The organism is Nonomuraea sp. NPDC003709, from assembly GCF_040610775.1.
Classification (GTDB): domain Bacteria; phylum Actinomycetota; class Actinomycetes; order Streptosporangiales; family Streptosporangiaceae; genus Nonomuraea; species Nonomuraea angiospora_A.
Genome location: NZ_JBEXMW010000004.1, coordinates 593,859 through 613,027, shown reverse-complemented (window position 1 = coordinate 613,027; position 19,169 = coordinate 593,859). Strand labels below are relative to the sequence as shown.

Genomic DNA, 19,169 nt, shown 5'->3' with positions numbered 1-19,169 from the left:
GCACTTGTTATCGGGGAAGGATCGTCATGCGAATGCGGTTCCTCGGCTCCACCTCGGAGGCGGGCGCCTGTCCCACCCTGTACGAGACCGATCGCGGCACCATCGTCGTGCAAGGTCTGCAAGTCACCGACGCAGAGGCGCTCGCGGACCTCCGTGACGTGCTCGACGGCGAGACCGCGGTCGAGGTTCCGCGCGAGCTCATCACCGAAATCGCCCGCCGGGTCCTCCCCGACGGCCCGGCAACCGCTTTCCCGACCAGCGGAGGAACACCCTCGGCCACCGCTTGATCACAATTGCGAGTGACACTGGCATGATCCACGCAAGCAGGGCTAGCCTCTTGCGGCGTGACGTCGTTTCAGCAGGCGCGCATCGACCTTGGCGGCCAGTTACGACAGCTGCGCGAAGCCGCGCACCTGTCGGGCAAGGAGCTGGCCCAGCGGCTGGGCTGGCAGCCGTCCAAGGTCTCCCGCCTGGAGAACGCCCGGCAGACCGCCACGGAGGATGACGTGGTCGTGTGGGCGCAGGCCGTACGCGCCTCGCCCGACACGACCGACGAGCTCATCAGGCAGGCCATCGCGCTGCTCGAACGGCACGACGACTGGAAGCAACGCCACCGCAGCGGCCTGGCCGCCCTCCAGGAGGACATCCGCGACCTGGAGGCGCGTACGAAGCTCTTCCGCGTGTTCGAGCCCGGCATCATCGTGGGCCTGCTGCAGACCTCCGAGTACGCCAGGCACGTCTTCCGCAAGGTCAAGCGCCTCTACAGCGCGGCCGACCAGATCGACGCGGCGGTGCGGGTGCGGATGCAGCGCCAGGAGATCCTGTACGACCGGACGCGCACGTTCAGGTTCGTGGTGACGGAGGCGGCACTGCGCACCGCCCTCGCCCCGCCCGAGGTGATGCGCGGCCAGCTCGACCGATTACTCGCCGTCAGCACACTGCCGAACGTCGAGTTCGGCGTGATCCCGTTCAGCACGGAGCTGCCGTCGAGCCCGATCAACGGCTTCTGGATCTACAACGAGGCCATGGTCGGGGTGGAAACCATGACGAAGGACCTGATCCTTCGCGATCCCGATGACATCGGCTTCTACGTCCGGGCCTTCGACGACTATGCGAAGGTGGCGGAGTTCGACGAACCCGGGCGGGAGGTCATCATCGGAATTCTTCACGATTACCGCAAACAAACATCACATTAACCGCAGCAATTGCTTGCCTCCCCACCCAAGATCGTGCAATTCTGTCGCGAGACGTTGCGGAGGTGACGCATGATGCTTGATACCGCGCTCTGCCTCGAGCGATTCGCCTGGCACGCAGGTCGTCACGCTGACCTGACCATCCAGAGCCTCGCCCTGTCGAGCGACCCGGCCTACGTGTCGGTCCGCAATCGTTTCTCGGCCACGCTGACGGAGACGGTGACGTGCTCGGACGAGGGCGCGTACATCACCTCGTGGGGCTACCGCCTGGGCACCGCCGAAGACGTCGAGTCCGCCGCCGCCCGCCTCGCCTTCCTCCTCGCCGCCCTCCCCGCCTGACTCTTCCCGCGCTCAGCCCGAAACACGGCTTACGGCCTCCGACGCGGAATTTCGGCCCTGCGCCCCGCGGCCACCACCAACCGGCCTCGGCACGCGCCCTCCGGCGGGGAGTCCCACCACGGGCCCACACCGCCCACACCCACGCCCCAGCGCCTCAGGACGCCTCTCGCGCCGACCGGGCGGGCGAAGGCGGGTAGGAGGTCGCAGCGCCCCTTTGGACGCCGCTCGATGCCGCCCGCCCGTCTCCCGGGTGCGCGGTCGCGGGCGGCGCCGCCGGGTCGGCGGCTCGACGGACCGCGCCGAGCCCGCAAGCGCGCCGAAGCGGCGGCCCGGGCCGGTCAGCAGCCGGCCTTGTAGAGGATCTTCTGCACCTCCGGCTGGTCCACGTTCTGCGCGGTGACGATGGTGGCGTCCGTCGGGATCGACGGCGTGACCTGCTGCCCCTTGACCGCCGCGACCGCCTGCTCCACCCCCTTGGCCCCGATGTCCCCGGGCAGCTGCGCGATGAGCGCCTGTACGACGCCGTCCTTGAGCTGCTTCACCTGCGCGGGCCCCGCGTCGAAGCCCACCATCTTGACCTGCCCCAGCTTGCCCGCCTGCTGGAGGGCGGATCCGGCGCCGGTGGCGGAGTTGAGGTTCGCGGCGAAGACCCCGGCCAGGTCGGGATCCTTGGCCAGAGCGGCGTTGACGATCTTGGAGGCCTCACCAACGTCGTTGTGCGAGTACTGCACGCCCAGGAACGTGATCCCGGGATGCGAAGCCTTGATCTCCTCCTCGAACCCCTTGATGCGGGCGTCCACGGTGCTCACGCCCGGGTCCGTGGAGATGACCAGCGCCTTGCCCTTGTCGCCGATCTGCTCCGCCAGCGCCTTGGCCGCCGCCGCCCCGCCCTTGACGTTGTCGGTGCTGATCCTGGACAGGCCGATGCCCGGGTCCTCGACCACCGTGTCCACCAGGATGATCTTGATGCCCTGCTGCTTGGCCTGCGTCAACGGCGCGATCATGGCCTTGACGTCGGTCGGCGCGATGAGCATGGCGTCCGGCTTGCTCGCCACCACCGAGTTGACGATCGGCGTCTGCAACGTCGGGTCGAACTTCTGCGGCCCCTGGACGTCCAGCGCCACGCCCAGCTCCTTGGCCTTGGCCTTCGCCCCGCAGGCCATGGTCTCGTAGAACTCCTCGCCCGCCAGCCCCTGCACGAGCGTCACCCTGACCTGGCCGCCGCCTCCGCTCTGCCCGCCCTGCCCGCCGCAGGCGGCGATCGTCAACAGCAGCGTTCCCAGAGCTGCCACAGCCTTGCGCATCGTGGTGCCTCCTCCTACTGGTCCCGGGCCCTGCGCCTCCACTGGTCGACGTAGACGGCGGCGACGAGCACGGCGCCCACCACCACCTGCTGCCAGAACGGCCGCACGCCCAGGATCTGGAAGCCGTTCTGCAGCACGACCGGGATGAACACCCCGATGACCGTCCCGGCCACCGTCCCCACGCCGCCGAACAGCGAGGTGCCGCCGATCACCACGGCGGCGATGGCCTGGAGGTTGTCGGTGGAGTGGGCGGACACGCCGGTGATGCCGTACTTGGCGAGCGACAGGTGCCCGGCCAGCCCGGCCAGCAGGCCCGCCAGGCCGTACACCTTGATCAGGTGCCGGCGCACGGCCACGCCGCCGCGCCGGGCGGCCTCGGCGTTGGACCCGATCGCGTACGTGTGCCGCCCGAAGCGGGTCCAGGCGAGCATGAGCGCGAGCGCGGCCGTGATGGCGGCGCAGATCCACACGATCAGCGGTACGCCCAGCCAGCGCGCCAGACCGAGACCGAGGTTCAGGTCCGTGGGGGCGCGCAGATCGACCCCGCCGGTGAGCAGCAGGGCCCCGCCGAGCGACATGCCCAGCGTCCCGAGCGTCACGATCAGCGCGGGGATGCGGCCCAGGGCGATCAGCACGCCGTTCAGCACACCCCACGCCAGTCCCGTCACGAGGGCGGCCAGGGTGCCGAGCGCGAGCGAGCCGGTGGCGTCCATGACCTCGGCGGCCGCCACGGCCGAGAACACCAGCACCCCGCCCACCGACAGGTCGATCCCCGCCGTGATGATCACGTACGTCATGCCGGTGGCGAGCAGCAGCAGGATGGCCGCGTCGCTGACGAGGTTGAGCAGGTTGAACGAGGTGGGGAACGTGGTGGGCGCCAGGATCGAGAACGCCGCCAGCAGCGCGACCAGCACCAGGCCGATCCACACGACCTGCAGCTCCCCCAGCCGCACCCCCTTCATAGGCCGCCCTCCCGCCCGCCGGGACCAGGGCCGTCCGGCTCGCCGTCCCCGGCCGGCGCTTCGTCCAGCGCTTCCTCCCGCGCTTCGATCGCTCCGGTCATGGCCCCGACCAGCTCCTCCATCGAGACGCGCGCGGTCTCGAAGCGGGCCACCCGGCGTCCGAGCCGCAGCACCTCCACCCGGTCGGACACCGCCATCACGTCCTGCATGTTGTGGCTGATCAGCACCACGGACACGCCCGAGTCGCGCACGCCGCGAATGAGGTCGAGCACGCGCTGGGTCTGCACGACCCCGAGCGCGGCCGTGGGCTCGTCCATGAACACCACCCGCCGCGCCCACGTCACCGCCCTGGCCACCGCGACGCCCTGCCGCTGCCCGCCGGACAGGCCGGAGACCGGCGCGGTCTGGGACGCGAGCCGCACGCCGAGCCGTTCGCACGCCTCGCGCGTGGCCCGGCGCATGGCGGCGTTGTCCAGTACGCCGAGCAGGCCGAGGAGGCCGGGCCTGAGCAGTTCCCTGCCGAGGAAGAAGTTGGCCGCGGGGCTGAGGTCGGCGCAGAGCGCGAGGTCCTGGTAGACGGTCTCGATCCCGGCGCCCCTGGCCTCCTCGGCGGAGCCGAACGCCACCGGCTCGCCGTCGACCTCGACCGTCCCGGCGTCCGGCCGTTCGACGCCCGAGAGGATCTTCGCGAGCGTGGACTTCCCCGCGCCGTTGTCGCCGATCAGCGCGACCACCTCGCCGGGCCGCAGGGTGAAGTCCGCGCCGCGCAGCGCCTCGACGTGGCCGTAGCTCTTCATGATCCCGCGGGCGGCGATCAGTGGTACGGCCATAAGAACATCAAGAAGCCGATTGACATCGTTGTCAAGGCCGCGCGGCCGTCAGGGCACCCGCGATCCCGCCGCGAGATCGTGGTAGGCCTCCCACAACTCGCCCAGGAACAGCCGGCCGAACCGGACCAGCCCCGCGGCCCCGTCGGGCCCCCACGTGCGGAACGTCGTCAGCTGGTGCAGGAAGTCCGGCAGGTGGATGTGGATGATCCCCGCGGCGGCCACCTCGGCCTCCGCGTCGTCCGCCGGGCGGGTGTGCCCGCGCAGGATCCGGACGTACAGGGTGGAGGTGTCGGACCACACGTCGGCCCCGGGGTCGTCGTGCACGTCCTTGACCCCGGTGAGCGTCAGCGGAGCGTCCCCGTCGCCGGTGATGTGCAGGCGGTAGAGCATCCGCCGCCGGGCCGGGTCCTCTCCCGCCACGAACAGGTTGAACGACCCGCCCTCCACCCGCAGGCGGCCGCCGCCGAGCACGGGACAGGTCACCCACCCGGCGGCGGACGCCTCGTGCCCGGCGTCGGCCACGAACCGCTCGACGTCGCCGGCGGTGATGGTCAGGTGGACCGCCAGCGGGTGCCCGTTCGCGCGTCCCAGGCGCTCGCCCTCCTCCGGGTCGGCGGAGCCGGGCATGACGTGGCCGCGCATCTCCTCGGTGAAGCTCAGGCCGGACGAGACCCCGGCGCGCCGCGCCGCCGTCCGGGGCGCGGTCTCCAGGACGTGCTCGCAGGCCCGGTCCGAGATCGCGGCGATGGTCAGCGAGGGGTTGACGCCGACCGGGCCGGGCACGCAGGCCCCGTCCAGGACGTACAGGCCCGGATGCCCGAACACCTCGCCGTACTCGTCCACGACGCCCTCCGCGGGGTGGCGGCCCATCGGGGCGCCGCCGAGCGGGTGCACCGTGATCACCTTGCGGGCCAGCCACAGGGGGTTGTCGCGGTAGCCGGCCCGCAGGACCCGGGCCATGTCCCGCATGACCGCGCGCATCGTGGTGAAGTACGGCATGGACGTGGCGGTCGTCCAGTCGACGTCGAGGTAGCCGCGGCGCAGGCGCATGACGCCGTCGGGGACGTCGCGGCCCATGCCGAGCAGGCCCAGCGACCCGTCGGACAGGTGCCCGTCGCCGAGCAGCGCGGCCAGTTCGGCGTTGATCCGGCTGCTCGGCGAGTGGCTCAGCAGGGCCCCGATCCTGCGCAGCACGAACCTGCCGGCCCTCCTGGCCTGGCCGCGCACCCCGGCGAACTCCCCCAGCCACTCGGCGAAGGGCGGGTAGCCCGCGTCCTCGACCAGGAAGCCCCGGCGGTCCCCGTGCCCCGAGTCGGCCGCGTCCGGCACCCGGATGGCGCTGGTGATCACGGGTCCGCGGCTGCCCTCCAGCGAGCGGTGGCGGCCCGCGCCGTCGCGGGCGTCCGTGACCAGGGTGAGGAGGTCGCCGTTGCCGCTGAAGCGGGCCCCGAGCATGGGGCTCAGACCGGGGAACTCCGAAGCGCAGGTCAGCAGCAGGTACGTCGTCCCGAGCGTGCCCGCGGCCAGGACGAGCCGGTCACAGGTGATCGTGCGCTGGGGCAGCCGCCGGGTGTTGACCCGCCGCCGGTCCTCGCGCGGTTCGTGCACCACGTAGCTCACGGCGTAGCCGCCGCCGGGAGCGGGGGCGAGCCACCGTACCTCGTGCAGGGTGCGCAGGTCGGCGCCGGCGTGCCGGGCCGCCGACAGGTACGTGTGGTCGAGGGAGTTCTTGGCGCCGTCGTTGCAGCCGAGGTCGCACTCGCCGCGCAGCCGGCACGTCGTACGCGGCAGGCCGTGCAGGTTGCCGTACTCCGGGTCCGGGATGGGCAGCCCGGGAGCGGGATGGCCGCCGGGCTCCGGGGCGAAGGCGACGGCCAGCGGCGGCAGCTCCCACTCCAGTCCCAGCCGCCCGGCCGCCTCGCGCATGGCGAGGGTCTTGGCCGTGGTGTCGTACGGCGGCTGGCCGAGGGGGTAGCGCTGGGGCTGGAGCATCCGCTCCACGGCGTCGTAGTGCGGGTCGAGGTCGGCCCGCGTGACGGGCCAGTGCTCGTAGCCGCCGCCGGGTAGCGGGCTCTCCTTCACGAACCACCGCTCCGGCTTGCGCAGCAGCACATTGGCGTAGATGAGGGAGCCGCCGCCGAGCCCGCTGGAGACGGCCGCGCCGAGCCCGCGGAAGCTCCACAGGTCGAACAGGCCGTACAGGCCCTCGCTCGGATCCCACAGGTTGCGCGCCATCGCGGCGGGCGCGCGCGGGAACGACCCCGGCGGGTACGACCGGCCGCGCTCCAGCACGACCACCCGCAGCCCCGCTTCCGCGAACCGGTAGGCCGCCACGGCGCCGCCGAACCCCGAGCCCACCACGACGACGTCGGCGTGCTCGCGGGCAGGACGTCTTGCCTGGTCAGAACCGTTATGGCGCATTGTCTCTCCCTCGTCCGGACAGGTCCGAAAAGTCGGGGAGATGTAGAATGCAAGAGTAACCGATCGGTGAGCTGAGCACCGGAACCAGGAAGTCCAGGAGTCCAGACCAGGTCTGCCGGCCCGGGGCCGGCAGCGGCCCGAGATCGTGGCGATCGGTATGCATGGACGACCCGCTACACACGAACGCGTCGTACCCTTCACCGCCGGAGACGGCAAGAACCTGCGCCTCGTCAACGTGCGCGGGCACGCCCCGCCGGCCAAGGCCCCGGTCCTCCTCGTGCACGGCGCGGGGGTCCGGTCCAAGGTGTTCCGTGCGCCGGTGCCCGCCAGCCTCGTCGACATGCTCGTCTCGCAGGGCTACGACGTCTGGCTGGAGGACTGGCGGGCCAGCATCGACCTGCCGCCCAACCCGTGGACCCTCGACCAGGCGGCGGGATACGACCACCCCGCCGCGGTGCGCAAGGTCGTCGAGGAGACCGGGGCCGACCGGATCAAGGCGATCATCCACTGCCAGGGCTCGACCTCGTTCATGATGTCCGCGTGCGCGGGCCTGGTGCCCCAGGTCGACACGATCATCACGAACGCGGTGTCCCTGCACCCGGTCGTGCCGCGCTGGTCGCGGGCCAAGCTCCGGTACGCGGTGCCGGTCACGCGCAGGTTCCTGCCCTACCTCGACCCGTCCTGGGGCGACCACCCGCCGCCCGGCGCGGCCGCGCTGATCACCCAGCTGGTCAAGGCCGCCCACGCCGAGTGCGGGAGCACGGTGTGCAAGCTGGTCAGCTTCACGTACGGCAGCGGGTGCCCCGCGTTGTGGCGGCACGAGAACCTCGGCGCGGCCACGCACGACCTCTGGATCCCGCACGAGTTCGGCCCGGTGCCGCTGACTTTCTTCCGGCAGATGGACAAATGCGTGCGCAGCGGCCATCTGGTCAGCTACGAGCACATCGACGGCCTGCCGGACGACTACACGGCGCAGGAACCGCGTACCGACGCCCGGATCGTCTTCCTGGCGGGCGAGCTGAACCGCTGCTTCCTCCCGGAGAGCCAGCGCCGGTCCTACGACTTCTTCTCCCGCTTCGCCCCCCACCACTCCTTGCACCTTCTCTGCGGATACAGCCATCTGGACGTGTTCTTCGGCGAGCGCGCCCACCGCGACGTCTTTCCGCTGATCATCGAGGAGCTGGCCGGCACGCCGGCCCGGCACAGGGGGGACCGATGACCTTCACCGCACGACGCCGGCGCCCAGCCGGCAGAGTCGCCGGCCGATTCGCCAACGTGGACGGCATCCCGTTCCGGATGCCGGTGGGGACGCGGAGCAGCCCGGCGCTCATCGCCGCCTACCCGATCGACCCGCGCGGCGCGCGGGAGGCGCTGCCGGAGGAGCTGAGCCCGTACCGGATCCGCGGCGAGGGAGTGCTGCTGATCGCGGTCGTGGACTACCAGGACACCCCGATCGGCACGTACGTGGAGTTCTGCACCGGGATCCTGTGCACACCGGGCGGCCGGCCCGCCCCGCCGCTGCTCCCGCTGCTGCTCCGCTCGACCTTCGGCACCGGCGTCTACATCGGCGACATGCCGGTGAGCACCGAGATCTCCGTCAAGGGCGGCCTCGGCATCTGGGGCATGCCCAAGCGGCGCGCCTCGCTCGACTTCGTCACCGACGGGTCCACGGTCAGCAGCCAGTACGACCTCGACGGGCGACTGGTCATGCGCGTGGACGTGCCGCGACCGCCGCGGGCGTGGCTGCCGATGCGGTTCACCGGCATCGGCTACGCCTCCTTCCGCGGGATGCTCTGGAAGTCGTCCGTCACGCTCTGGGGCCGGATGGGCCTGTCGTGGGGCGGCGGCCCGGAGAGCCGGCTCCTGCTCGGCGACCACGAGCGGGCGGACTGGCTGAAGCGGCTGGACGTCCGCGACCGGCCGTTCCTGACCGCCTTCATCCCCTCCGTGCGCGGGGTGCTCCACGACCACGTGGAGGGCTGGTTCCACACCTCGGCCACGCCGCCCCCGCCGCCCCGGGAGGGCCTGGAGTCCGTGGTCGGGCTGGGGCTCGGGCAGGACCGGCTGCCGCCTCCCGACCGCGCGTCGACGGACCGCCTCCTGGGCCTGCCCCGGCCGCGCGAGTACGCCGCGCCGATGCCGTAGCCGGCCACCCGCAGCCGACCACTCACAGAAGCCCGCCGCCGACCGCCCACGGGGAGATCCGATGAAGCACCGACTCCGTATCGCCGCGCGCCTCACCGCCGCCTCCGCCCACGCCACCGCGCCCGCGCCCGAGCGCGCCGAAGCGCCCGAACGCGTCCGGCCGCCCGCCGGGCGGGAACCGCCGGTCGCCGGGGCGGGCTATCGCCGCTCGTGGTTCTGGACCGCCTACGACGCGCTGGCCCGGGCGCTCGACCACCGCTTCGGCTGGGACCGGCTGCCCACCCCGCTCGGCCTGGCGGTCCTGGTGGGCATCCGCAACCGGCTGCGCAAACAGAACCTGTACGACACCGGCCGCCTGCCCTCCCTCGGCCCGCCGCCCCCCGTCCCGGACCCGAAGGGCTACAACGTACGGCGGACCGCCGACGGCTCGTACAACGACGTGGACCATCCGGCCATGGGCATGGCCGGGACCCGGTTCGGGCGGAACGTCCCGTTGGACCACGCGTACGCCGAGCCTCCCGAGCGGGTCATGACGCCGAACCCGCGCACGATCAGCCGGCGGCTCATGACGCGGACCGAGTTCCAGCCCGCGCGCTCCCTCAACGTCCTGGCCGCGACCTGGCTGCAGTTCATGATCAGGGACTGGTTCAGCCACGGGATCAGCCCGTCGGAGGACCCGTGGACCATCCCGCTGGAGCCGGGCGACGACTGGCCCGAACCCCTGCTGACGATCCCGCGCGTCCCTCCCGACCCGACCCGCCCGCCCGGCTACGAGGGCCCGGCGACCTCGCTGAACACCCTCACCCACTGGTGGGACCTGTCGCTGGTCTACGGCCTGAGCGAGGAGGAGCAGCGCGCCCTGCGCACCGGAACCCGGGGGAGGATCCGCCATCGCCCGTCCGGGACCAGGGCGATGGCGGGCGGCAAGGCCGACCCGACCCGCGAACCGGGCTTCTGGCTCGGCCTGGTGATGATGCAGGGGCTGTTCGAGCACGAGCACAACGCCATCTGCGAACGGCTGCACGCCGAGTATCCGGCCTGGGGCGACGACGAGCTGTTCGAGCGCGCCAGGCTGATCAACGCCGCGCTCGTCGCCAAGATCCACACCGTGGAGTGGACGCCCGCGGTCATCAGCCACCCCACGGCGGTGACCGGCCTGCGGGCCAACTGGTGGGGCCTGGCCTCCGAGCCGATCAACAGAGCACTGGGCAGGATCAGCCGGAGCGAGACGATCAGCGGCATCCCGGGTTCGCGCACCGATCACTTCGGGGTGCCGTTCAGCATCACCGAGGAGTTCGCGGCCGTCTACCGGATGCACCCGCTGATCCCCGACGACTACAGCCTGCGCCACCTGCGCGACGACTCCGCGATCCGCGACACCACGCTGCGCGAGCTGTCCGGCCCCGCGGCGCTGCGGGTCGCCTCGGCCATCTCCGCCGCCGACCTGCTGTACTCCTTCGGGACCGAGCACCCGGGCGCGATCGTCCTGCACAACTTCCCGCGCCTGCTGCAGGAGTTCGAACGTCCCGACGGCAAGCTGGTGGACCTGGCGGCCACGGACCTGATCCGCTGCCGGGAGCTGGGCGTGCCCCGCTACAACGAGTTCCGCAGGCTGCTCAACCTGCCGCCGGCGAGCGGGTTCGACACGCTCACGGACGACCCGGCGCTGGCGGAGGAGCTGCGCGAGGTGTACGCGGACCGGCTGGAGGACGTCGACCTGGTCGTGGGCATGTTCGCCGAGAAGCGCCCGGAAGGGTTCGCCTTCAGCGACACGGCCTTCCGGGTCTTCATTCTCATGGCCTCGCGCAGGCTCAACAGCGACAGGTTCTTCACCCCTGACTACGCCGAGCGCGTCTACACGAGGGCAGGGCTGGACTGGATCGCGAACAGCAGCATGGCCTCCGTGATCCTGCGCCACCATCCGGAGCTGCGCCCGGCCCTGCACCGCGTGGGGAACGCGTTCGCACCGTGGCGCCGGTCCGGCGGCACGGCCTGAGGTGCCGTCCCCGCCGCGTCAGGCGAGCCGGTCGTCGTCCGACGGCAGATTGACGCCCGCCGCGGCGGGGACCGGCATGCCGGCCTCCACCCAGGCCAGCAGCTTAGTGCCGGGGCAGTCGGTGTTGCCCACCTGGAGGTGGGCGCGCTTGGCCAGCGTACGGCCGGCCTTGGCGCAGGCCTCGTCGTACAGGGCGCGGATCGCCATCTTCACGGCGTCGGTCGGGCTGTTCATCCCGATGTAGGCGCATCCGATGCCGCTGACGTTGTGATCCGTGGCGTGGGCTCCCCGCACGTCCCAGCCGCGGCCCTCGTACACGGTGCCGTCGTCCCGTACGAGGAAGTTGTAGCCGATGTCGTTCCACCCCCGCTCGTCCATGTGGAAGTCCTGGATCTGCCGCGGCGTCTGCGTCGTCGGTCCCTCGCTGTGGTGGACGACGAACTCGGTGCGCTTCGCCCACGGGACCTTGACGACGGCGTCCGGGTCTCTCGGCGGGCGGGCGTTCCAGGCACTGCGCTTGACGATGTTGATCGTCATGGTCTCTCCCCCTGGTTAAGTGCTCGACTTTCGCAGGTTAGGCAGCAGAGGAGCGGGTGAGAGAAATGCGACGCGCGGGGATGCCGGGATCGTTGGCCATATTTCATCCTGTCTTGGGCGACTTGGGCCTCGATGGGCAGATGGCCCGAGAATGTGCTGGTTGATGGGTAGGGGCACCGTCAAGGCGCCCCTTTCCCGTTACGCGGCGCAGTCGTAGAGGCCGTCCTGGCCGTCCACGGCCTTGCAGTTCTGCTGGACCCAGGTGCTCACCTGGGTGTTGCCCCGGCCCGGACCACCGCGGTCGCCGCCCGACAGAACGTAGCGGAGTTGCCCGGAGGAGGTGAGCTCTTTGAGGCGATCCACGGTCATGGCGGCATCGCTGCCGGTGAAGCCGCCCATGGCGAGCACGGGCCTGCCGGTGGACAGGATGGTCGGCGAGGCCTGCATGGCGCTGTTCACCGCGACCAGCCAGGTGGCCTTGCCCTGGTTCGCCAGGAGGTACTTGACCATGGAGTCGCTCATCCCGCCGCCGGGGCCGCCGCCCATGAAGCCCGCCCGGCCGGTCCGTCCCGTCCCGTCGCCCGCGTCCTGCCCGGTGGGCATCTGGCCGTTGGGTGTCTGGCCGCCCGGGAAGTCGCGGCCGGGGAACTGGCCGCCCGGGAACTGACCGCCCCGGAACTGGCCGCCCGCGTCGCCGCCCATCCGGCCGAAGCCCATCTGCCCCGCGTTCGGGCCGGCGGTCGGGTTGGTCCCGTTCACCTGCGACCCCAGCGGCGTGACGGCGTACGCGGCGGGCCCGGCCAAACCGGCGACCACCGTGGCCGCCAGCGCGAGGGCGGCGATCCTGACCGTCACCTGCGCCCGTACCCTGGCCAGCACCAGCACCACCACGGCCGCCAAGGTCGCCCCGAGCACGACCCAGGCCAGCCACGGCGCCCAGTCGGGCGTGCGGCGCAGCACCACGAACGACCAGCCGCCCGTCAGCGCCACCGCCAGCGGCAGCACCCAGGCCCAGGTCCGCGAGCGGCGATACTCCTGCCACATGGCCACCCCGCCCAGTCCGCACAGCGCGGCCACGGCGGGCGCCATCGCGGTGGTGTAGTACGGGTGGAAGGTGCCGCTGGAGAAGCTGAACACGACGTAGTGGACGACCAGCCAGCCGCCCCACACCAGCCACGCCGCCCCGGACGGGCCTTCGATCCGGCGCACCCGCATGACCGCGGCGAACGCCAGCGCCACCACGCAGAACGGCAGCAGCCAGGAGATCTGCCCCGCCAGGATGTCGTTGAACAGCCGCCCGGCCCCGGACTCCCCGCCGAAGCCGCCACCACCACCGCCACCACCGGGTCCACCGCCGGGGCCGCCGCCCTGGCCGAAGATCCGGCCGAGCCCGTTGTAGCCGATCACCAGGTCCCAGACGGAGTTGTCCGTGGAACCGCCGACGTACGGCCGCGAGTCGCCGGGCCAGAGGTCGACGATCACCATCCACCAGGCGCTCGACACCAGCATGACCAGGCCGGCCGCCAGCAGGTGCCCCACCCGCCTGAGCCACGGCACGCGGGCGCACAGCAGGTACGCCAGCGCGAAGGCCGGCACCACCAGGTAGGCCTGGAGCATCTTCGCGTTGAAGGCCAGCCCCACGAAGAGCGCGCACACCAGCAGCGACCGCAGGCGCCCGGTACGCAGCGACTCCAGGCAGAACCAGGCCGCCAGCACGAGCAGCAGCACGAGGATCGTGTCGGGGTTGTTGTCCCGGTTGATCGCCACGGTGATCGGGGTGAGCGTCATGACCACGGCCGCGACCAGGGCCGCCGCGTCGGCGTACGTCCTCCCGGAGCAGGCGCGGCGCACGGCCGAGTAGACGAGGCCGACGGCGGCCACCCCGGCCAGGGCCTGCGGGAGCAGCATGCTCCACGTGCCGTAGCCGAAGATCCGCGCGGACAGCCCCATCACCCACAACGCCAGCGGCGGCTTGTCCACGGTGATGAACGACCCGGCGTCGAGCGCGCCGAAGAAGTACGCCTTCCAGCTCTGCGTGCCGGACAGGACGGCGGCGGCGTAGTACTCGTTGGCGTTGCCACTCAGCCCCCACGCGTACAGGACGAACGCGACGGCGAGCACCGCCCACATGGCGGGCCGCGACCAGCGCGGGTCCTCCTCGGCGCCCAGCAGGACGCGTGCGGGCAGGCTGCGGCTCGTGGCGGCCCGGTGCCCGGGCCGCATGGCGGTGGCGGTCATCGTGCCGTCCTCCGCCTGGGGTTGAAGACCCACACGCGCAGCAGCAGGAAGCGGACGAGCGTGGCCGCCGCGTTGGCGATGATGACCGCGACCAGCTCCACCCCGTGCGAGACGCCGGCGGGCAGCAGCGCGAGGCTCCCCGAGGTGAGCGCCAGCCCGACGAAGAACGCGATCAGCCCCTCGAGCTGATGCCGCATCGCCCCGACCGAGCCCTTGACGCCGAACGTGAAGCGGCGGTTCGCGGCGGTGTTGGCCACGGCCGTGACCAGCAGCGCGACCGCGTTGGCGGCCAGCGGGGAGACGATCTGCCGCAGCAGCGAGAACAGCGCCAGGTACGCCAGCGTGCTCACCACGCCGACGATCGCGAACCTGGGCAGCTGCTTGGCCATCCCCTTCGGCAGCTCGGCCCGCTGGACCCGGGCCGGCACCGGGATGCGGGCCGCCCCCGACAGCGTCTTACGCGCGACCCTGGCCAGGCCGCGCAGGTCGTCGAGCGCGGTCCGGATGATGTCGACCCGGCTGTCCGGATCGTCCACCCAGTCCACGGGCACCTCGTGGATGCGCAGCCCGTGCCGTTCGGCGAGCAGCAGCAGCTCGGTGTCGAAGAACCACTGCTCGTCCTCGACGCCGGGCAGCAGCGCCTGCGCGATCTCCGTACGGACGGCCTTGAACCCGCACTGCGCGTCCGAGAACCCGGCCCCCATCACCGAGCGCAGCAGCAGGTTGTACGAGCGGGAGATGAACTCGCGCTTCGGCCCCCGCTCGACCCGCGACGCCCTGGCCAGGCGGGTGCCGATGGCCAGGTCGCTGTGGCCGGACAGGAGCGGCGCGACCAGCGGGAGGAACGCGTCGAGGTCGGTGGAGAGGTCCACGTCCATGTAGCTGACGACGTCGGCCTCGCTCTGCGACCAGACCCGCCGCAGCGCCCGGCCGCGGCCCTTCTCGTCGAGGTGCACGGCCCGCACGTGCGGGAGCTCCTGGGAGAGCTCCGTGGCGATCTGCCAGGTGTTGTCGGTGCTGGCGTTGTCGGCGATCGTGATGCGGAAGCCGTAGGGGAAGTTCCCGGTGAGGTACGTCTGCAGCCGGGTGATGCTCTCGCGGAGCGCCCGCTGCTCGTTGTAGACCGGGACGACCACCTCGACCAGGCGCGTCCTTACTGCTGTTATCTCCATGCAGCCAGCTCACGGGTCGGGTCTTTAACGGGACTTATCCGATTCTGAGTTACGCATGAGAGTTCCGGGAAGGTCCATTGTCGCGATCGCTCCGCCACCGGGCGCGTTCGCCAGACGTACCTCTCCCCCGGCCTCCGCGACGGCCTGCGCCACGATCGCCAGGCCCAGCCCGGATCCGGGCAGGCCACGGGCGGACGGGGAGCGCCAGAAGCGCTCGAAGACGTGCGGCAGCTCCTCCTCCGGCAACCCTGGGCCGTGGTCCCGCACGGACAGCCGGCCGTGCGACAAGGACACCTCGACCTGGCCGCCGGGACTGAACTTCGCGGCGTTGTCGATGAGGTTGAGCACGGCGCGTTCGAGGGAGGTGGCGCTGCCGACGACGTACCAGGGTCTGAGGTCGCTGACCACCTCGGCGCCGCGCAGCCTGGCCCGCTCGACGGCCGCCGTCACGACCTCGTGGAACGGCAGCTCGACGTGCGGCTCGTGCTCGGTGTCGCCCCTGGCCAGCTGGAGGAGGTCGGCGACGAGCGTGGACAGCTCGGCGAACTGGGCCTTGACGTTGGTGAGCAGGCGTTTCTTGGCCTCGGGGTCGAGGCTGCGGCCCGTCTGCTCGCTGCGGAGGAGGAGGTCGATGTTGGTGCGCAGGGTGGTCAGGGGGGTGCGCAGCTCGTGGCCGGCGTCGGCGACGAGCTGCTTCTGACGCTCGCGGGAGCCGGCCAGGGCGGTGGTCATGGCGTTGAAGGAGGATGAGAGGCGCGCGATCTCGTCGTTGCCTTCGACGGGGATGTGGGTGTCGAGGTCCTCGGTCTGCGCGATGTGCTCGACCGCCTTGGTCAGGCGACCCACGGGACGCAACGCGGCCCGGGCGATGAGCAAGCCGGCGGTCGCCGCGGCCAGCACGCCCAGCGCGGCCACCGCGCCAAGAAGCAACGCCACCATCTTCAGCGTGTTGCGCAGCTGACCGAGTGGGACGGCATCCATCACAGCCATGCCCGGCCCCACGTTCTCGGTGAGGATGCGCATCTCCGTGCCGTCGTCGGTAACCCCGTTGTGCCAGTGCTTCGCCCCCGGGCTGGCGGCCACCCCTTTGTCCTCCTCGGTGACCACGAGAGCGGCGCTCGTGTAGCACGGAGGACGGTCATCGGCGAAGATGAGCTGGGTGGTGCCCGGCGGGCCGTAATGGTCCTGGGGGTTCGGGACCGGGCCGCACTCGCGCTGGAGCCACTCCAGCTGCCCGCGTGGACTCTTGCCGGGCGGGTTGCCGAGCTGCCGGTCCACCTGCTCGTACAGCTGGTGCCGGACGATCATGAAGCACGCACCCGCGCTGACCGCCACCGCCAGGGCGACGGCAACCGCGACCAGGAGTGTGAGGCGGGTGCGGAGGCTGCGCCAGATCACGGCGTGGCCCGTAGGACGTACCCCACCCCGCGCACCGTGTGGATCACGCGGGGCTGCCCCCCGGCCTCGGTCTTGCGCCGCAGGTACATGACGTACACGTCGAGCGAGTTGGACGTCGGCTCGAAGTCGAACCCCCACACCTCGCTGAGGATCTGGTCCCTCGTGAGCACCTGGCGCGGGTGCGCCAGGAACAGCTCCATCAGCAGGTACTCGGTCCGGGTCAGGTCCAGCCGGCGGTCGGCGCGCGTGACCTCCCTGGTCGCCAGGTCCATGCGCAGGTCGCCGTACGTGAGCGTGTCGGCGCCCTCGGCGGGGCTCGAGCTCAGCGCGCCCCGCCGCAGCAGCGCGCGGACGCGGGCCAGCAGCTCGTCCAGCTCGAACGGCTTGACGAGGTAGTCGTCGGCCCCCGCATCGAGCCCCGAGACCCGGTCGCCCACCGCATCGCGGGCGGTGAGCATGAGGACCGGGATGTGGTTGCCCGAGGCGCGCAGGCGCCGGCACGCGGTCAGCCCGTCGAGCCGGGGCATCATGACGTCGAGCAGCACGGCGTCGTAGGTGTCGGCCGCGACCGCGTCCAGCGCCGCCTGCCCGTCGTTGGCCGTGACGACCTTGTAGCCCTCGAACTCCAGGCTCGACTGCAGCGCCTCGCGCAACGCGGGCTCGTCGTCCACCACCAGCAACCGTGCGGGCTCACTCATGCGACAAACGCTAGAGGCTCATCATGAAAACCTGATAAACGCCATCATGCGCGTTCCATGAGATCACCACGCCACAGGCATCGCCTTCAGCCCGAAGATGGGGCCGTCGCTCTTGATCGGCAGCTCCTCGTCCGGCACGGTGACCCGCAGGCCGGGGATGCGCTCGAACAGCGTGCGCAGCGCGATCTCCATCTCGGCCCTGGCCAGGTTCTGGCCGAGGCACTGGTGGACACCGTACCCGAACGCCACGTGGTGGCGGGCCCCGCGCTCGACGTCGAACTCGTCTGGCCGCTCGAACGCCCGCTCGTCCCTGTTGGCGGAGGCGCCGAGCACGAAGATGCCCTCGCCCTCCCTGACAAGCTGTCCGTCGATCTCCTGGTCCTCGATGGCCACCCGGTCGAACGCCACCCAGTCCACGATCGAGTGGTAGCGCAGCAGCTCGTCCATCGCCATGGGCCACCTGTCCGGGTTCTCGCGCAGCGCCGCGAGCTGGGCGGGGTGGCGCAGGAGGGTGAGGGCGGAGAGCGGGATCATGTTCGCGGTGGTCTCGTGGCCCGCGACGAGCAGCAGGAAGGTCACGCCCACGAGCTCGGCATGGGTGAGCTGACCGCTCTCGATCAGCCGCCCGAGCAGGTCGTCCTTCGGCTGCTGCGCCGCCTTGGCGACCAGGGTGTCGAGGTAGTCCCTGAGCGCCATGATCGCGGCGAAGCTCGCGTCGGGGCCGTCGGCGCTGGAGAGCATCTCGCGGGTGCGCGACTGGAAGAACTCGCGGTCGTCGACGGGGACGCCGAGCAGCTGGCAGATGACCAGCGACGGCAGCGCCAGCCCGAACGCCTCCACCAGCTCCGCCTCGTCGCCCTTGGCCAGCATGTCGTCGATGAGCTCGTCCACGGTGCGCTGGATGCCGGGCCGCAGCTCCTTGACGCGCCTGACGGTGAACTCGGGGATGAGCAGCCGCCGGAACCGGCCGTGCTCGGGCGGGTCGAGGTCGATGAAGTGTCCGATCGCGAACTCCTTCGCCGCGGCCCGCTCCTCGGGGGTGGGCGGCTCCGGTCTGAACGCCCAGTTGGGGTGACCGGGGGTCGCCGGGTTGGTGCTGATGCCCGTGCCCGACAGGACCTGTTTGGCCGCGGCGTGCCGGGTGACGAGCCAGACGTCCCCGCCGGGGAGCGAGGCTCGTACGAGGGGGGCCTGCTCGCGCATCCGCTCGTACTCGGGCGGGGGCGCGAACGGGCAGGTGCGCTGGACAGGGAAGGTTTCGGCCATAGTCTGCTCCCGTACAAGCCGGATCGCATTGCTTACTTACGCGAAAGTAAGCAATCGTGGGCCGGTCGTCAAGTGATGGGAGCGGGATGGCAGGGCGGCGGACGGACACCAGGGACCGGATCCGGCAGGTGGCGCTGGAGCTGTTCGCCGAGCAGGGGTACGAGCAGACCACGCTGCAGGAGGTGGCCGAGCGGCTGCAGATCACCCGGCCGGCGCTCTACTACCACTTCAGCACCAAAGAGGCGATCCTGGAGAGCGTCGGAGAGCGGCTGGCCGAGTCGATCGACGAGCTGGTGGCGTGGGGGCACGCGCAGCCCAAGACCCCCGAATCGAGGCGGGAGATCCTGCGGCGGATCGGCGAACTGCTGGAGGGGCAGTGGCGTCCTCTGTTCAAGTTCGCGCAGGTCAACCAGGGTGTTATGCAGGGCCTGCCGGCCGGTGAGCGGATGCAGGCCGGGATCGTCAAGATGGTGTCCCTGCTGGAGGATCCGGAGTCCGGCCCGGTGCGGAAGTTCGAGGCCCGGCTGGCGGTGTTCGCGGTGATCCTGGGCAGCGTGCCGTTCCTCTTCGACCTGGACGTGCCGGAGGCGGAGCGGGCGGCCGTGGCCATGGAGGTGGCCACGAGGCTGATCTCGGAGGATTAGCCCAGGAGGCCGGCCCAAGGCGCAGG

General features: G+C 71.4%; 17 protein-coding genes. 7 read left to right on the top strand and 10 right to left on the bottom strand.

The genetic code is table 11. The features are described from left to right. Positions 1-32: 32 nt before the first annotated feature. The 3 genes from ABZX61_RS15570 (at position 33) to ABZX61_RS15560 (ending at position 1,532) form a co-directional block, all read left to right on the top strand. Positions 33-287 (top strand): hypothetical protein, encoded by a 255-nt coding sequence (locus tag ABZX61_RS15570; RefSeq protein ID WP_355194919.1) that lies wholly within the window; start codon positions 33-35, stop codon positions 285-287. Positions 288-344: 57 nt separating this feature from the next. After that, positions 345-1,196, top strand: coding sequence for a helix-turn-helix transcriptional regulator (locus tag ABZX61_RS15565; protein WP_192786284.1), 852 nt, complete (start codon positions 345-347; stop codon positions 1,194-1,196). Between the two features lie 69 nt (positions 1,197-1,265). Then, entirely contained in the window at positions 1,266-1,532 is a 267-nt protein-coding gene (locus tag ABZX61_RS15560) for a hypothetical protein (RefSeq protein WP_192786285.1), read from the top strand. A gap of 338 nt (positions 1,533-1,870) precedes the next feature. Here the strand turns inward: ABZX61_RS15560 and ABZX61_RS15555 are convergent, their stop codons facing one another. Genes ABZX61_RS15555 through ABZX61_RS15540 form a run of 4 tightly spaced genes read right to left on the bottom strand, consistent with a single transcriptional unit; the run spans position 1,871 to position 7,049 of the window. Continuing rightward, the gene (locus ABZX61_RS15555) at positions 1,871-2,836 is read right to left on the bottom strand and encodes an ABC transporter substrate-binding protein (protein ID WP_355194916.1); all 966 of its coding nucleotides are present in this window, start codon (positions 2,834-2,836) and stop codon (positions 1,871-1,873) included. A gap of 14 nt (positions 2,837-2,850) precedes the next feature. Next, positions 2,851-3,798 carry an ABC transporter permease gene (locus ABZX61_RS15550; protein WP_355194914.1) on the bottom strand — a complete coding sequence of 316 codons (948 nt, stop codon included), beginning with the start codon at positions 3,796-3,798 and terminating at the stop codon, positions 2,851-2,853. Further along, positions 3,795-4,628: an ATP-binding cassette domain-containing protein gene (locus ABZX61_RS15545; RefSeq protein ID WP_355194912.1), complete on the bottom strand. Its 834-nt coding sequence runs from the start codon at positions 4,626-4,628 to the stop codon at positions 3,795-3,797. Before ABZX61_RS15545 ends, ABZX61_RS15550 begins: the two co-directional genes overlap by 4 nt. Positions 4,629-4,676: 48 nt before the next feature. Continuing rightward, on the bottom strand, positions 4,677-7,049 hold the full coding sequence (locus ABZX61_RS15540) for a GMC oxidoreductase (RefSeq protein WP_355194910.1): 2,373 nt from the start codon (positions 7,047-7,049) through the stop codon (positions 4,677-4,679). 157 nt (positions 7,050-7,206) lie between these two features. On the opposite strand from ABZX61_RS15540, the gene ABZX61_RS15535 reads away from it, so the two are divergent. The 3 genes from ABZX61_RS15535 to ABZX61_RS15525 all read left to right on the top strand — a co-directional run bounded on the left by ABZX61_RS15535 (position 7,207) and on the right by ABZX61_RS15525 (position 11,190). Continuing rightward, positions 7,207-8,268 (top strand): hypothetical protein, encoded by a 1,062-nt coding sequence (locus ABZX61_RS15535; protein WP_355194908.1) that lies wholly within the window; start codon positions 7,207-7,209, stop codon positions 8,266-8,268. Then, positions 8,265-9,194 carry an acetoacetate decarboxylase family protein gene (locus ABZX61_RS15530; RefSeq protein ID WP_355194906.1) on the top strand — a complete coding sequence of 310 codons (930 nt, stop codon included), beginning with the start codon at positions 8,265-8,267 and terminating at the stop codon, positions 9,192-9,194. Before ABZX61_RS15535 ends, ABZX61_RS15530 begins: the two co-directional genes overlap by 4 nt. A 61-nt stretch (positions 9,195-9,255) precedes the next feature. After that, positions 9,256-11,190 (top strand): peroxidase family protein, encoded by a 1,935-nt coding sequence (locus tag ABZX61_RS15525; RefSeq protein WP_355194904.1) that lies wholly within the window; start codon positions 9,256-9,258, stop codon positions 11,188-11,190. Positions 11,191-11,208: 18 nt separating this feature from the next. Here the strand turns inward: ABZX61_RS15525 and ABZX61_RS15520 are convergent, their stop codons facing one another. The 6 genes from ABZX61_RS15520 to ABZX61_RS15495 all read right to left on the bottom strand — a co-directional run bounded on the left by ABZX61_RS15520 (position 11,209) and on the right by ABZX61_RS15495 (position 18,499). Beyond that, a complete protein-coding gene (locus ABZX61_RS15520) occupies positions 11,209-11,727 on the bottom strand; it encodes an N-acetylmuramoyl-L-alanine amidase (RefSeq protein WP_355194902.1) in 519 nt (172 codons plus the stop codon). 198 nt (positions 11,728-11,925) lie between these two features. Continuing rightward, positions 11,926-13,965 carry a glycosyltransferase family 39 protein gene (locus ABZX61_RS15515; protein WP_355194900.1) on the bottom strand — a complete coding sequence of 680 codons (2,040 nt, stop codon included), beginning with the start codon at positions 13,963-13,965 and terminating at the stop codon, positions 11,926-11,928. Continuing rightward, positions 13,962-15,137 (bottom strand): bifunctional glycosyltransferase family 2/GtrA family protein, encoded by a 1,176-nt coding sequence (locus ABZX61_RS15510; protein WP_355194898.1) that lies wholly within the window; start codon positions 15,135-15,137, stop codon positions 13,962-13,964. The genes ABZX61_RS15515 and ABZX61_RS15510 overlap by 4 nt, the downstream gene beginning before the upstream one ends. 24 nt (positions 15,138-15,161) lie before the next feature. Next, positions 15,162-16,535 (bottom strand): HAMP domain-containing sensor histidine kinase, encoded by a 1,374-nt coding sequence (locus ABZX61_RS15505; protein ID WP_355194896.1) that lies wholly within the window; start codon positions 16,533-16,535, stop codon positions 15,162-15,164. Next, positions 16,532-17,233 carry a response regulator transcription factor gene (locus ABZX61_RS15500; protein ID WP_350722270.1) on the bottom strand — a complete coding sequence of 234 codons (702 nt, stop codon included), beginning with the start codon at positions 17,231-17,233 and terminating at the stop codon, positions 16,532-16,534. Before ABZX61_RS15500 ends, ABZX61_RS15505 begins: the two co-directional genes overlap by 4 nt. A gap of 63 nt (positions 17,234-17,296) precedes the next feature. Next, positions 17,297-18,499, bottom strand: a complete 1,203-nt coding sequence (locus tag ABZX61_RS15495; RefSeq protein WP_355194894.1) for a cytochrome P450 — start codon at positions 18,497-18,499, stop codon at positions 17,297-17,299. Between the two features lie 86 nt (positions 18,500-18,585). On the opposite strand from ABZX61_RS15495, the gene ABZX61_RS15490 reads away from it, so the two are divergent. Continuing rightward, entirely contained in the window at positions 18,586-19,143 is a 558-nt protein-coding gene (locus tag ABZX61_RS15490; RefSeq protein WP_355194892.1) for a helix-turn-helix domain-containing protein, read from the top strand. Positions 19,144-19,169: the final 26 nt, after the last annotated feature.